Below are 13,264 nucleotides of genomic sequence, written 5' to 3' on the forward strand. Positions count from 1 at the left end.
CGCTCCCTTACGCGGAAACCTCAACCCACCGAGAAAATCTCGTATTCCCCGTTCCCTCCCCGCACGGCCACCGCCCGCACCCCTCGCGGCCACCTCCGCCCACCTGCCTTACTGCCGACTTATGGCCGAAAAGGGCAGGATGGAGGTCTACACACCCACGAAGACCCCTGCCCGCGCACGCCCCGGAAGCGCTACGCGGGTGGACTTGAGGAAGGACAAGCGACGTGCGCGTACTCGTCGTCGAGGACGAGCAACTGCTCGCCGATGCGGTGGCCACCGGACTGCGCCGGGAGGCCATGGCCGTCGACGTCGTGTACGACGGTGCGGCCGCCCTGGAGCGCATCGGCGTCAACGACTACGACGTGGTCGTCCTCGACCGCGACCTCCCGCTCGTGCACGGCGACGACGTCTGCCGCAAGATCGTCGAGCTCGGCATGCCCACGCGCGTGCTGATGCTCACGGCCTCCGGCGACGTCAGTGACCGTGTCGAGGGCCTGGAGATCGGCGCCGACGACTATCTGCCCAAGCCCTTCGCCTTCAGCGAGCTCATCGCGCGTGTGCGTGCCCTCGGGCGGCGCACCAGCGTGCCGCTGCCGCCCGTGCTGGAGCGCGCCGGGATCAAGCTCGACCCCAACCGCCGCGAGGTCTTCCGCGACGGCCGGGAGGTCCAGCTCGCGCCCAAGGAGTTCGCCGTGCTGGAGGTGCTCATGCGCAGCGAGGGCGCGGTCGTCTCCGCGGAGCAACTGCTGGAGAAGGCCTGGGACGAGAACACCGACCCGTTCACCAACGTCGTGCGGGTGACCGTCATGACCCTGCGCCGCAAGCTCGGTGAGCCTCCCGTCATCGTCACCGTCCCCGGCTCCGGGTATCGGATCTGATCGCCCGTGGCCACCACCCCCGCGCCTCCGCAGGCGCCCCCGAAGCCGACCTGGGACCCCAGGAGGCCGGCCCAGCCCTTCCCGTGGCTGCGCCCGACCATCCGCATAAGGCTCACGCTGCTGTACGGCGGGATGTTCCTGATCGCCGGCATCCTGCTGCTGTCGATCATCTACCTGCTGGCCGCACAGGCCCTGCGCACGGGCAACCAGCCGTTGTTCAAGATCGTCGACTTCGCGGACCTGAAGGTCGCCAGCAGCGACTGCCCCGGGATCAACACCGACAACCTGTCGCTCTCCCAGTTCAACGCCGCGATCAGCGAGTGCATCGACCACCAGCGCCAGGTCGCCCTGGACAACCTCCTCAGCCGCTCCCTGCTGGCCCTGCTGGGCCTCGCCGTGATCGCCTTCGCCTTCGGCTACGCCATGGCCGGCCGCGTCCTGTCGCCGCTCGGCCGGATCACCCGCACCGCCCGCGCGGTGGCGGGCTCCGACTTGTCGCGCCGGATCGAGCTGGACGGCCCGGACGACGAGCTCAAGGAGCTGGCCGACACCTTCGACGACATGCTGGAGCGGCTGCAGCGGGCCTTCACCGCCCAGCAGCGCTTCGTCGGCAACGCCTCGCACGAGCTGCGCACCCCGCTGGCGATCAACCGCACGCTCCTGGAAGTGCACCTGTCGGACCCGAACGCCCCCGTGGAGCTCCAGCAGCTCGGCAAGACGCTGCTGGCCACCAACGAGCGCAGCGAGCAGCTGGTGGAGGGGCTGCTGCTCCTCGCCCGCAGCGACAACCAGATCGTCGAGCGCAAGCCGGTGGACCTCGCCGAGGTCGCCGGGCAGGCCATCGACCAGGTGCGCGCCGAGGCGGAGGCCAAGGGCGTACGGATCAGCGGCGAGCAGAAGCCGGCCGTCGTCCAGGGCAACGGCGTGCTGCTGGAGCGGATCGCGCTCAACCTCGTCCAGAACGCGGTGCGCTACAACGTCCCCGACGACGGCTGGGTGGAGGTCACCACCGAGGTCCAGCACGGCCAGGCCGTCCTGGTCGTCTCCAACACCGGGCCGGTCGTGCCGGCGTACGAGATCGACAACCTCTTCGAGCCGTTCCGGCGGCTGCGCACCGAGCGCACCGGCAGTGACAAGGGCGTGGGCCTCGGGCTGTCCATCGTCCGGTCCGTCGCCCGGGCCCACGGCGGGCACATCTACGCCCAGCCACGCGAGGGGGGTGGGCTCGTGATGCGGGTCACGCTGCCCATCTGAGATCATGGCGCCGATCACTTCGGCGACCGGCGGTCTTGTTCGCTTTGCGCGGAATTTTCGAGTCGTCCGACCGGCGGCCCCGTGTGTGATCGATCACAAGGGCGATTTTCCGGCCATCTACTCTCCGTGATCATGAGTCCTGCCGGAAAGCCGGGAAAATCCCGGTTTTCGAGGGCCCTGATCACGGGAAGTACACGGTGAGACGCCTTTGAAGTGCGGCATCGGGACCGTGTACGGTCCCCATCGCCATCCAAGCCGATCACTCATGAGGAGTCCGGTTGGGTGTCGATTGAGTAACAGACCTTGATGTGAGGCAAAATCTCCGCCTCGGGTCGGGCACAAGTCCGGCCTCTCACGCGTTACGTGCGCTGGAGACACCGCAGACACCCAGAGGGGGAGAGCGACATGGCAACCGATTACGACACTCCACGCAAGACCGACGACGACGTCGACTCGGACAGCCTCGAAGAGCTGAAGGCTCGGCGGAACGACAAGTCGGCCTCCTCCGTGGACGTCGACGAGTTCGAGGCCGCGGAAGGCCTCGAACTGCCCGGCGCGGACCTCTCGAACGAGGAGCTGGCCGTCCGGGTGCTGCCGAAGCAGCAGGACGAGTTCACGTGCATGAGCTGCTTCCTGGTACACCACCGCAGCCAGCTGGCCCGGGAGAAGAACGGTCAGCCGATCTGCCGCGACTGCGACTGAGGGCGGGTCGGCCGTGACTGGCTCGACCCCTCCTCGGAAGCGCCGATTCTCCCTGAGGGGAGCGGACAAGGGGCCGCAGGACGGCCCACAGCACGGCACGCGTGACGACGAGCGAGGCGCAACCGGTACGGGGGCGGCCTCGCTCGAACCGGCAGCTGACCGGGGCGACCTCCCGGCGACCGCGGAGGTCACCCCGGCCACCCGACGGCGGGTGGCCGCGCTCCGGGACAAGGCGAGGGAGGGTGCCCGCAGAGGCGGCGTCAGGGCGAGGGCCGGGCTGGGGTTCCTCGCCGACCGGATCATCGAGCTCGCCCCGCGCGTCCCCGTACGGGACCTGGCCACGCTCCGCCGTCAGTTCCCCGGCCTCGGGCCCGAAGAGCTCGCCGACAAGCTCGTGGCGGGCGCGGCCAAGGCGACCGCCACGGTCGGAGCGGGAGTCGGTGCGGCGGCGATGCTCCCCGTGCCGCCCGCGATGCCGACCGAACTGGCCGCCGAGGTCACCGGAGTCGCCGCGATCGAGCTGAAGCTGATCGCCGAGCTCCACGAGGTGTACGGCGTACGCCCGGCCGGCAACCTCAAGCAGCGCAGCACCGCGTATCTGAACTCCTGGACGGAGGAGCGCGGCATCGACGCCACCAAGCCGTCCACGGTGAGTGCCGCGCTCAACAGCCGCATGAAGCGGGAACTGCGGCAGCGGATCATGAAGCGGACGGTCCGCAATCTGCCGAACCTGATGCCGTTCCTGGTGGGAGCGGCCGTCGGCGCGGCCATGAACCGCCGCGACACCAGGAAGCTCGCCGCCCGGATCCGCGACGACCTGCGCAGGATGCAGGTGCCGTGGGACGCGCTTGCCGCGCAGCCCGCCCTGGAGCGCCCGGCGGACGCCCTGGACATGGGCGGGATCACCGAGGACGCGATCAAGGAGTACGAGAGCCCCCACCGGAGCGACCCCCGCGACGACGGGCGCTGACGACGGGAGCCGATGACGCGGCCTGGCGACGGGCGCTGAGCTCCGCGCGACATCCGGCCGGGCGAAGGCCTCGCCCAGGTGTGTCCCGAGCGGGCGTCGCGCCGCTGTGGCGCCGCTGTCCTCGCCGTCCGGTCTACGCGGCCTGCTTGGCCGCCTCCAGCGCCTGGGCCAGGCGCTCCGGCTCACGGGTCGACAGGTACAGGTACGGCGTCGGGTCCTGCGGGTCCGTGACCTCCACGCGCAGGGCCGTCGGAATGTAGGCGCGCAGCAGGAGGAAGGCGCGGGTGTCGGCCTTGTGGGTGCGCCAGGCGCGCGCCTCCTCGGCGTCCAGGACCTCCGCCTCGCCCAGCGCCGACACGGGGATCTTCGCCTCGCCCGCGATCAGCAGCCCGCCGACCACACGGATGCGCACCGAGCCGTACGAACTGGCGAGGACCGCCGCCGCCGCGGTGCCGCCCGCCAGGCCGCCGAGCATCGGCAGGGTGCCGAAGGGCAGCAGGACCAGGCCGAGCGAGAGACCCACCAGCAAGGAGATCAGCCACCAGGAGCGGGGCGCGGTGAGGCGTTCTTCGTACGGGGTGGCGGAGAGCTGCATGGAACCAAGCTTGGCACGGTGTCGGGACAGCGCCGACGCGCGGGTAAGGTCTGCGGCTGTGAGTGGTACTTCCGCAGCTCTTCAGCCTCCGGCCGACGCCGTCGCACCGGTGCGACATCCGGACGCCCCCGCGCCGGGTGAGCTCCTCGGGGCCCACTACGGCCAGTGTTTCGGCTGTGGTGGCGAGCAGCCCCACGGGCTGCACCTGGAGGCGCGTGCGGGCGAGGGCGTGTCCCTCACCGCCGAGTTCACCGTGCAGTCCGCCCACCAGGGCGCCCCCGGCCTCGCGCACGGCGGGGTGCTGGCCACCGCGCTGGACGAGACGCTCGGCTCGCTCAACTGGCTGCTGCGCACGATCGCCGTGACCGGACGGCTGGAGACCGACTTCGTACGGCCCGTGCCCGTCGGCACCACGCTGTACCTGGAGGCCGAGGTGACGGCGGTGGCCGGACGGAAGATCTACTCGACCGCCACCGGACGCGTCGGCGGTCCCGACGGTCCCGTCGCCGTCCGCGCCGACGCCCTGTTCATCGAGGTCAAGGTCGACCACTTCATCGACCACGGCCGCGAGGAGGAGATCAAGGCCGCCATGAACGACCCGGACCAGGTCCGGCGCGCCCGTGCCTTCGAGGTGAACCCGTGAGCCCCGTCAGCCCCATGAGCCCCGTCAGCAGCCCCCTCGGTCGCGAGCCCCGCCGGCACCTCGAGGTGCTCGTGCGGCGCGTCGACCCGGACGTACCGCTTCCGACGTACGCGCACCCCGGTGACGCGGGGGCCGATCTGCGCACCACCGAGGCCTGCGCACTCGGGCCCGGTGAACGGGCCGTCCTGCCCACGGGGGTGTCTGTGGCCCTGCCGGAGGGGTACGCGGCCTTCGTGCACCCGCGATCCGGCCTGGCCGCCCGCTGCGGCGTCGCCCTCGTGAATGCCCCGGGGACGGTTGATGCCGGGTACCGTGGGGAGATCAAGGTGATCGTGGTGAATCTCGACCCGCGCGAGCCCGTGCGGTTCGAGCGCTTCGACCGGATTGCCCAACTGGTCGTCCAGCAGGTCGAGAGGGTCCGCTTCCAGGAGGTCGCGGAGCTTCCCGACTCGGCGCGGGCCGAGGGGGGCTTCGGGTCCACCGGCGGCCATGCCGCGGTGGCCGGAACGAGCGGGACAAGCGGCACAAGCGGTCAAGCCGCCGTGGGCGGTACAACGGGTGGGAATCGATACGCTTCGGTCGTATCCGACCGGGAAGGACAGTGACGTGTTCGGACGTCGCAAGAAGAAGGGTGCCGCCGAGGACGCGGCCGGCGAGGCCGAGCAGGTCGTCGACGGTGTCGACACTGAGGCGGACGAAGCGGAGGCCGAGCGCCTGAGGCTCGAGCCGGCGCCGCGGCCCGACGGGCCGTGGGACAGCTCCGAGGTCCGCGACCCCGGCGAGGGCCGGGTGGACCTGGGTGGCCTGTTCGTGCCGGGTGTCGAGGGCATGGAGCTGCGGGTGGAGGTCGCGGGCGACGCGATCGTCGCGGCGACGGTCGTGCTGCGCGACAGCGCGATCCAGCTGCAGGCCTTCGCCGCTCCCAAGCGTGAGGGCATCTGGGGCGAGGTGCGCGAGGAGATCGCGGCCGGCATCACCCAGCAGGGCGGCATCATCGACGAGGTCGAGGGGCCGCTGGGCTGGGAGCTGCGCGCCCAGGTGCCGGTGCAGCTGCCGGACGGCACCGGCGGCTTCCAGGTCGTGCGGTTCGTCGGTGTGGACGGCCCGCGCTGGTTCCTGCGCGGTGTGATCTCGGGTCAGGGCGCGGTCCAGCCGCAGGCCGCCGGGCTGCTGGAGCAGATCTTCCGGGACACGGTCGTGGTCCGCGGCGACGGTCCGATGGCACCTCGCGACCCGATCGTCCTCAAGCTGCCGAACGACGCGCAGATGGTCCCCGAGGGCGTCCAGCAGGAGGAGGGCTCCCGCTTCGCCGGAGGCATGGGCCAGCTCCAGCGCGGCCCGGAGATCACCGAGGTCCGCTAGGCGCACGATCGCGACAGGGCCGCACCCCGACGGGTGCGGCCCTTTTTCACGCCTGTGCGGGCCCGTGGCCCGCCGCGGCTCTCGGGGTCTGCCGTGGCGCGTTCTTCGCGGCGCGTTTCTTCTTCATGACGCGCGGGGCTGCCCGAGCGTCGTACGTGCGCGACCCCTTGACGGCGTATTGGTCCGTACCTAACGTCACCGGCCATCCCCGCGCGTTCAAAAACGCGCTCATCGTTCACGTACGAGAACGGATGGCCCCGTATGTCACCTGCTCCCGAACGTCACCGACGCCGATTCCGCGTCGCGCTGTTCGCCGCCCTGGCCACGGCGCTCGTCGGCACGCTCCTGCTCCGCGCCGACGGCGATCGTGCCGACGCCGCCCCCGCCACCTTCGTCCACCCCGGCGTCACCGTCTCGAAGGCGCAACTGGACTTCGCGCGCGGCAAGGTCAACGCCGGTACCCAGCCCTGGAAGGGCGCCTTCGACCGGATGATGGCGAGCAAGTACGCCGACCTCGGCCGGACCCCCAAGCCCCGTGCGATCGTCGAGTGCGGCTCCTACTCCAACCCCAACCACGGCTGCACCGACGAGCGCGAGGACGCGATCGCCGCCTACACGCACGCCCTGGCCTGGTACGTCACCCGCGACGAGCGACACGCCAGGAAGGCCATCGAACTGATGGACGCCTGGTCGGCCGTGATCAAGGACCACACCAACAGCAACGCCCCCCTGCAGACCGGCTGGGCCGGTTCCTCCTGGCCGAAGGCCGCCGAGATCATCACGTACACGTACCCGGGGAGCTGGGCGAACTCCGGCCGCTTCGCCACCATGCTCCGCACCGTCTACCTCCCGGACGTCATCAACGGCTCGCACTCCAACGGCAACTGGGAGCTGTCGATGATGGAGGCCGCCGTCGGCATCTCCGTGTTCCTGGAGGACAGGGCGTCGTACGACAAGGCCATGGCGACGTTCCGCACCCGCACGGCCGCCTACGTCTACCTGGCCTCCGACGGCGACCTGCCCAAGACCGTGCCGAGCCAGAACCTCGACACCCGGGAGAAGGTCGTCCGCTACTGGCAGGGCCAGTCGACCTTCGTCACCGGCCTGAGCCAGGAGACCTGCCGCGACTTCACGCACACCGGCTACGGCCTGTCGGCCATCTCGCACATCGCCGAGACCAGCCGGATCCAGGGCCAGGACCTGTACGGCACCGACGTCGGCGAGCGGCTGCGGCACGGCCTCGGCTTCCACGCCAAGTACCAGCTCGGCGCCGCCGTCCCCAGCTGGCTGTGCGGCGGCTCGCTGAAGCTCGGGCTCGGCCCGGTCACCGAGGTCGGCCACAACGCGCTCGCTAACCGCCTCGGCCACGCCATGACCAACACCGCGACGCTGACCGTGCAGGGCCGCCCCGCCGGCAGCAACAACCTCTTCGTCGCCTGGGAGACCCTCACCCACGGGGACAACCCCGCCTGACGCGGTCACCGGGCCGGGCGCCGGACGGTGATACCGGAGCCCGGTTCACGGGGAGGGGCGCAGGGGCTGGAGCCGGTGAAGTCACCGAGCCGGGGACGGGCTACCGCTTCGACAGGGTCAGGCGCTCGCCCGGCCGGCAAACGCCGGTTCGATGCGGAGCCCGGCGGGTACGTGGCTTGTCGGCGCATCCCGGTACGCTTCGAGGTATGAGTGCTGTTCCTCGTTCCGAGAAGCCGGTGGGCCGGTTCCGGCGCATGCTCGACCGGCTCTCCTCGTCGCAGGAGGACCTGGAGTCCGAGGAACTGCGGGAGGACGCCGAGACCGCCGGCTGCATACGCATCGGCGACTGCCAGGACCGGCAGATCGTGACGGTTACTGGTACCTTGCGCACGGTCACCCTGCGTCCGCGTGCCGGAGTCCCGGCCCTGGAGGCCGAGCTGTTCGACGGCTCCGCCGCGCTGGACGTGGTGTGGCTCGGCCGGCGCTCCATCACGGGGATAGAACCGGGGCGCAAGCTGATCGCATCGGGCCGGATCTCGATGAGCCGGGGCCGCCGGGTGCTGTTCAACCCCAAGTACGAACTCAGACCCCTCGGACGGGAGTAGCCGGTGACGTCCCTCGACAAGCCGACCGAAGACACATCCACGGACGACGCCCGGGCGGTGACGGAGGCCGCGCTGTTCGAGGCGTTCGGCGGGGTGCGGGGCATGGTCGAGACGGTGCTGCCCGGCCTCCTCTTCGTCACCATCTACACGGTCGACAAGGACCTGCACCTGTCGGCTATCGCCGCGCTGGCCGTGTCCCTGATCATGGTCGTGGTCCGGCTGGCCATGAAGGACACCGTCAAGCACGCCTTCAGCGGGGTGTTCGGCGTCGCCTTCGGTGTGGTCTTCGCGATGATGACGGGCAACGCGAAGGACTTCTACCTGCCCGGCATGCTGTACACGCTGGGCCTGGGACTCGCGTACATCATCACCACCCTGTGCGGCGTGCCGCTGATCGGCCTGATCCTCGGCCCGGTGTTCAAGGAGAACCTCTCCTGGCGCACCCGCAACCCGGGCCGCAAGAAGGCGTACGCCAAGGCCAGTTGGGCCTGGGGCCTGATCCTGCTCGCCAAGTGCGCGATCCTGTTCCCGCTGTACTGGTGGGCCGACACCACACAGCTGGGCTGGGTGCTGGTCGCCCTGAAGATCCCGCCGTTCCTGCTCGCGGTGTGGCTGACCTGGGTGTTCCTGGCGAAGGCACCGGCGCCGATCGACGTGTTCGCCGAGATGGAGGCCGCGGAGAAGGCGGAGCGGGAGAAGGAGGAGCGGCAGCGCACGGCGGAGACGTTCGCCAGGGCGATGGACCCCATGGTCGACGAGACGCTCCACCGTCTCGCGGACGGCACCGACGAGCGCTCGGCCGACTCCAGGGCCAGGCACCGCAAGCAGTGAGGCGGGCGGTCGCCCAGCGTGACCGTATGCACGCGCCACGCTGCCACGACGGCGAAGGGCGCCCGGACCGCTCCGGGCGCCCTTCTTCCTTGTCAGGCTGCGGCAGGCTCAGCTCGCCGAGTCCTCGCGCCGGACCGACAGCAGGTCCTCCAGCTGCTCCTCGCGGGCCTGAGCGGCCACGAAGAGGAGTTCGTCGCCGGCCTCCAGGGAGTCGTCCCGGGTGGGGGTCAGCACGCGGGTGCCGCGGATGATGGTGACCAGGGACGTGTCCTCGGGCCACTCCACGTCACCGACCTGCGTGCCCGCCAGGGCGGACTCCTCCGGCAGGGTCAGCTCGACGAGGTTGGCGTCGCCGTGGCTGAAGCGCAGCAGGCGTACCAGGTCGCCGACGCTCACCGCCTCCTCGACCAGGGCCGACATCAGGCGCGGCGTGGAGACGGCGACGTCCACGCCCCAGGCCTCGTTGAAGAGCCACTCGTTCTTGGGATTGTTGACCCGGGCGACGACGCGCGGCACGCCGTACTCGGTCTTGGCGAGGAGCGAGACGACGAGGTTCACCTTGTCGTCGCCCGTCGCGGCGATGACGACGTTGCAGCGCTGGAGCGCCGCCTCGTCCAGGGAGGTGATCTCGCAGGCGTCCGCGAGCAGCCACTCGGCCTGCGGGACGCGTTCGACCGAGATGGCGGTCGGCGCCTTGTCGATCAGCAGGATCTCGTGCCCGTTCTCCAGCAGTTCGCCCGCGATCGAGCGGCCGACCGCCCCGGCTCCGGCAATGGCGACCCTCATCAGTGACCGCCCTCCCCTTCGGGACCCTTGGCGAACGCCGCCTCGACCCTGTCGATCTCGTCGGTACGCATCATCACGTGCACCAGGTCGCCTTCCTGCAGCACCGTCTGGGACGTGGGCAGGATCGCCTCGCCGAGCCGGGTCAGGAACGCCACCCGGACGCCCGTCTCCTCCTGCAGTCGGCTGATCTTGTGCCCGACCCAGGACGCGGACGTGTGCACCTCGGCGAGTTGGACGCCGCCGGTGGGATCGCGCCACAGCGGCTCGGCGCCCGACGGCAGCAGACGGCGCAGCATCTGGTCGGCGGTCCAGCGGACGGTGGCGACGGTGGGGATGCCCAGGCGCTGGTAGACCTCGGCACGGCGCGGGTCGTAGATACGGGCCGCCACGTTCTCCACGCCGAACATCTCGCGGGCCACACGCGCGGCGATGATGTTCGAGTTGTCACCGCTGGAGACGGCCGCGAAGGCGCCTGCCTCCTCGATGCCGGCCTCGCGCAGCGTGTCCTGGTCGAAGCCGACTCCGGTGACCCGGCGGCCGCCGAACGAGGAGCCCAGGCGGCGGAAGGCGGTGGGGTCCTGGTCGATCACGGCGACCGTGTGCCCCTGTTCCTCCAGGGTCTGCGCAAGAGCGGAGCCCACTCTTCCGCAGCCCATGATGACGATGTGCACGACCGTCCTTCCGGTGTCAAGGGTTGCTGACCTGTCTTCCACAGGGTCTCAGACCGCCGCCCAAGCTACACACGCACGGTCCTGGGAGGGGAGCCCCGTGCACGGTCGCGCGATGCCCGACGGTCAGCGGCGGCTGATGCTGCGCACGCTGGCGAGGGTCAGGATCGCGAGGCCGACGAGGGCGGCCGCGGCGCCGATCAGCTCTGCGGTCGAGTGCATGGAACCTCCACGGGGCGGCGGCGGCCGGGAAAGGACGTTTGTCGTACGGGTTTTGTCATCGGGTTGTGTCATATAGGCACGGCACCCCCGCCACCTGCGGAAACCGCAGCCGGGGCGGCCCGTGATTTCACCCGGAGAGCAGACGCGGAGGGGGCCGGGTGCCGAAGTGGGGTGGCGGGTGGGCGACCGCGCGTTCGAACGCTTACGATCCTCTGTTGTGTCCAAACTGACCGACGTGCCCAAACGGATCCTCATCGGGCGCGCACTGCGCAGTGACCGGCTGGGGGAAACGCTCCTGCCCAAGCGCATCGCACTCCCCGTCTTCGCCTCCGACCCGCTGTCCTCCGTGGCGTACGCGCCCGGCGAGGTCCTGCTGGTCCTGTCCATCGCGGGCGTGTCGGCGTACCACTTCAGCCCCTGGATCGCGGCCGCGGTCGTCGTGCTGATGTTCACCGTGGTCGCCTCCTACCGGCAGAACGTGCACGCGTACCCGAGCGGCGGCGGCGACTACGAGGTGGCGAACACCAACCTCGGCCCGAAGGCGGGACTCACGGTGGCGAGCGCCCTGCTCGTCGACTACGTCCTGACCGTCGCGGTGTCGATCTCCTCCGGCATCGAGAACCTCGGCTCGGCGATCCCGTTCGTCGTGGAGCACAAGGTCTTCTGCGCCATCGCCGTGATCGTGCTGCTGACGCTGATGAACCTGCGCGGCGTCAAGGAGTCCGGGACGGTCTTCGCCATCCCGACGTACGTCTTCGTCGCCGGCGTCTTCACCATGATCGCGTGGGGTGCGTTCCGCGGGGTGGTGCTCGGCGACGAGATGCGGGCGCCGACGGCCGACTACCAGATCAAGCCGGAGCACCAGGGGCTGGCCGGCTTCGCCCTGGTCTTCCTCCTCCTGCGGGCCTTCTCCTCCGGCTGTGCCGCGCTCACCGGTGTCGAGGCGATCTCCAACGGCGTCCCGGCCTTCCGCAAGCCCAAGTCCAGGAACGCGGCGAGCACGCTCGCGCTGATGGGCCTGCTCGCCGTCACCATGTTCTGCGGCATCATCGCGCTGGCCCGGGCGACCGGCGTCCGCATGGCCGAGAACCCGGCCGTCGACCTGGTCCACAACGGCGTCCCGGTCGGCGCCGACTACGTGCAGCACCCGGTCATCGCCCAGGTCGCCGAGGCCGTCTTCGGCTCCGACAGCATCCTGTTCATCCTGCTCGCCGCGGCCACCGCGCTGGTGCTGTTCCTCGCCGCGAACACCGCGTACAACGGCTTCCCGCTGCTGGGCTCGATCCTCGCCCAGGACCGCTACCTGCCCCGCCAGCTGCACACCCGCGGTGACCGTCTGGCGTTCTCCAACGGCATCGTGCTGCTGGCCGGCGCGGCCATGCTGCTCGTGTGGATCTACAGAGCCGACTCCACGCGCCTGATCCAGCTCTACATCGTCGGCGTGTTCGTGTCCTTCACGCTCAGCCAGACCGGCATGGTGCGGCACTGGAACCGCCACCTGGCCACCGAGAAGGACACGGCCAAGCGCCGCCACATGATCCGCTCCCGCGCGATCAACGCCTTCGGCGCCTTCTTCACCGGGCTGGTGCTGGTCGTCGTCCTCGTCACCAAGTTCACGCACGGCGCCTGGGTCGCCCTGCTCGGCATGGTGATCTTCTATGCCACGATGACGGCGATCCGCAAGCACTACGACCGCGTCGCCGAGGAGATCGCGGCCCCCGAGGGCCCGAGCGACGACATCGTCCGGCCGTCGCGCGTCCACTCCGTCGTCCTCATCTCCAAGATCCACCGCCCGACGCTGCGCGCCCTCGCCTACGCCAAGCTGCTGCGCTCGGACACCCTGGAGGCGCTCAGCGTCAACGTCGACCCGGCGGAGACCAAGGCGCTGCGCGCCGAGTGGGAGCGGCGCGGCATCGACGTACCGCTGAAGGTGCTCGACTCGCCGTACCGCGAGATCACCCGGCCGGTCATCGAGTACGTCAAGAGCCTGCGCAAGGAGTCGCCGCGCGACGTGGTGTCCGTGATCATCCCGGAGTACGTGGTCGGCCACTGGTACGAGCACCTGCTGCACAACCAGAGCGCGCTGCGTCTGAAGGGCCGGCTGCTGTTCACGCCGGGCGTCATGGTGACGTCGGTGCCGTACCAGCTGGCCTCCTCCGAGGTGGCCAAGCGGCGCGCCCGCAAGGAGTGGAACGCGCCGGGCTCGGTGCGGCGCGGTCCGGCGCAGGAGCGGGACAGGGAGTCCTCCGCGTCCCAGTAGACTGGTGGGCTGTTG

At 70.4% G+C, this 13,264-nt stretch carries 14 protein-coding genes; 11 read left to right on the plus strand and 3 right to left on the minus strand.

Features of this window, described 5'->3' with window-relative positions; all coding sequences use genetic code 11:
* Window positions 1–224 precede the first annotated feature (224 nt).
* The 4 genes from ACFPZJ_RS11935 to ACFPZJ_RS11950 all read left to right on the plus strand — a co-directional run bounded on the left by ACFPZJ_RS11935 (window position 225) and on the right by ACFPZJ_RS11950 (window position 3,804).
* Window positions 225–878 carry a response regulator transcription factor gene (locus tag ACFPZJ_RS11935; protein ID WP_010353034.1) on the plus strand — a complete coding sequence of 218 codons (654 nt, stop codon included), beginning with the start codon at window positions 225–227 and terminating at the stop codon, window positions 876–878.
* Window positions 879–884: 6 nt separating this feature from the next.
* Window positions 885–2,132, plus strand: coding sequence for a sensor histidine kinase (locus ACFPZJ_RS11940; RefSeq protein WP_381020357.1), 1,248 nt, complete (start codon window positions 885–887; stop codon window positions 2,130–2,132).
* 405 nt (window positions 2,133–2,537) lie between these two features.
* A complete protein-coding gene (locus tag ACFPZJ_RS11945; RefSeq protein WP_043504706.1) occupies window positions 2,538–2,834 on the plus strand; it encodes a DUF4193 domain-containing protein in 297 nt (98 codons plus the stop codon).
* 13 nt (window positions 2,835–2,847) lie between these two features.
* Window positions 2,848–3,804 carry a hypothetical protein gene (locus tag ACFPZJ_RS11950; RefSeq protein ID WP_381020359.1) on the plus strand — a complete coding sequence of 319 codons (957 nt, stop codon included), beginning with the start codon at window positions 2,848–2,850 and terminating at the stop codon, window positions 3,802–3,804.
* A 133-nt stretch (window positions 3,805–3,937) separates the two neighbouring features.
* Here ACFPZJ_RS11950 and ACFPZJ_RS11955 read toward each other — a convergent pair whose 3' ends face one another.
* Window positions 3,938–4,399, minus strand: a complete 462-nt coding sequence (locus tag ACFPZJ_RS11955; protein WP_381020361.1) for a DUF3093 domain-containing protein — start codon at window positions 4,397–4,399, stop codon at window positions 3,938–3,940.
* Window positions 4,400–4,457: 58 nt separating this feature from the next.
* On the opposite strand from ACFPZJ_RS11955, the gene ACFPZJ_RS11960 reads away from it, so the two are divergent.
* The 6 genes from ACFPZJ_RS11960 to ACFPZJ_RS11985 all read left to right on the plus strand — a co-directional run bounded on the left by ACFPZJ_RS11960 (window position 4,458) and on the right by ACFPZJ_RS11985 (window position 9,313).
* A complete protein-coding gene (locus tag ACFPZJ_RS11960; protein ID WP_381020363.1) occupies window positions 4,458–5,042 on the plus strand; it encodes a PaaI family thioesterase in 585 nt (194 codons plus the stop codon).
* Between the two features lie 14 nt (window positions 5,043–5,056).
* A complete protein-coding gene (dut, locus tag ACFPZJ_RS11965) occupies window positions 5,057–5,647 on the plus strand; it encodes a dUTP diphosphatase (protein WP_381021280.1) in 591 nt (196 codons plus the stop codon).
* Between the two features lies 1 nt (window position 5,648).
* Window positions 5,649–6,404, plus strand: a complete 756-nt coding sequence (locus ACFPZJ_RS11970) for a DUF3710 domain-containing protein (RefSeq protein WP_381020365.1) — start codon at window positions 5,649–5,651, stop codon at window positions 6,402–6,404.
* A 261-nt stretch (window positions 6,405–6,665) separates the two neighbouring features.
* On the plus strand, window positions 6,666–7,877 hold the full coding sequence (locus ACFPZJ_RS11975) for an alginate lyase family protein (RefSeq protein WP_381020367.1): 1,212 nt from the start codon (window positions 6,666–6,668) through the stop codon (window positions 7,875–7,877).
* A 206-nt stretch (window positions 7,878–8,083) separates the two neighbouring features.
* Complete coding sequence (locus ACFPZJ_RS11980; RefSeq protein ID WP_381020369.1) at window positions 8,084–8,482, plus strand: OB-fold nucleic acid binding domain-containing protein; 399 nt, start codon at window positions 8,084–8,086, stop codon at window positions 8,480–8,482.
* Between the two features lie 3 nt (window positions 8,483–8,485).
* On the plus strand, window positions 8,486–9,313 hold the full coding sequence (locus tag ACFPZJ_RS11985; RefSeq protein ID WP_381020370.1) for a DUF3159 domain-containing protein: 828 nt from the start codon (window positions 8,486–8,488) through the stop codon (window positions 9,311–9,313).
* Between the two features lie 108 nt (window positions 9,314–9,421).
* Here ACFPZJ_RS11985 and ACFPZJ_RS11990 read toward each other — a convergent pair whose 3' ends face one another.
* Both ACFPZJ_RS11990 and ACFPZJ_RS11995 read right to left on the minus strand, forming a co-directional pair.
* Entirely contained in the window at window positions 9,422–10,099 is a 678-nt protein-coding gene (locus ACFPZJ_RS11990) for a potassium channel family protein (RefSeq protein WP_381020372.1), read from the minus strand.
* Window positions 10,099–10,770: a potassium channel family protein gene (locus tag ACFPZJ_RS11995; RefSeq protein WP_381020374.1), complete on the minus strand. Its 672-nt coding sequence runs from the start codon at window positions 10,768–10,770 to the stop codon at window positions 10,099–10,101. The genes ACFPZJ_RS11990 and ACFPZJ_RS11995 overlap by 1 nt, the downstream gene beginning before the upstream one ends.
* A 436-nt stretch (window positions 10,771–11,206) precedes the next feature.
* Between ACFPZJ_RS11995 and ACFPZJ_RS12000 the strand changes: the two genes are divergently transcribed.
* Window positions 11,207–13,249: an APC family permease gene (locus tag ACFPZJ_RS12000; RefSeq protein ID WP_381020376.1), complete on the plus strand. Its 2,043-nt coding sequence runs from the start codon at window positions 11,207–11,209 to the stop codon at window positions 13,247–13,249.
* Window positions 13,250–13,264 lie beyond the last annotated feature (15 nt).

Origin of the sequence: Streptomyces bullii, assembly GCF_042657145.1 — a bacterium.
Taxonomy (GTDB): Bacteria; Actinomycetota; Actinomycetes; order Streptomycetales; family Streptomycetaceae; genus Streptomyces; species Streptomyces bullii.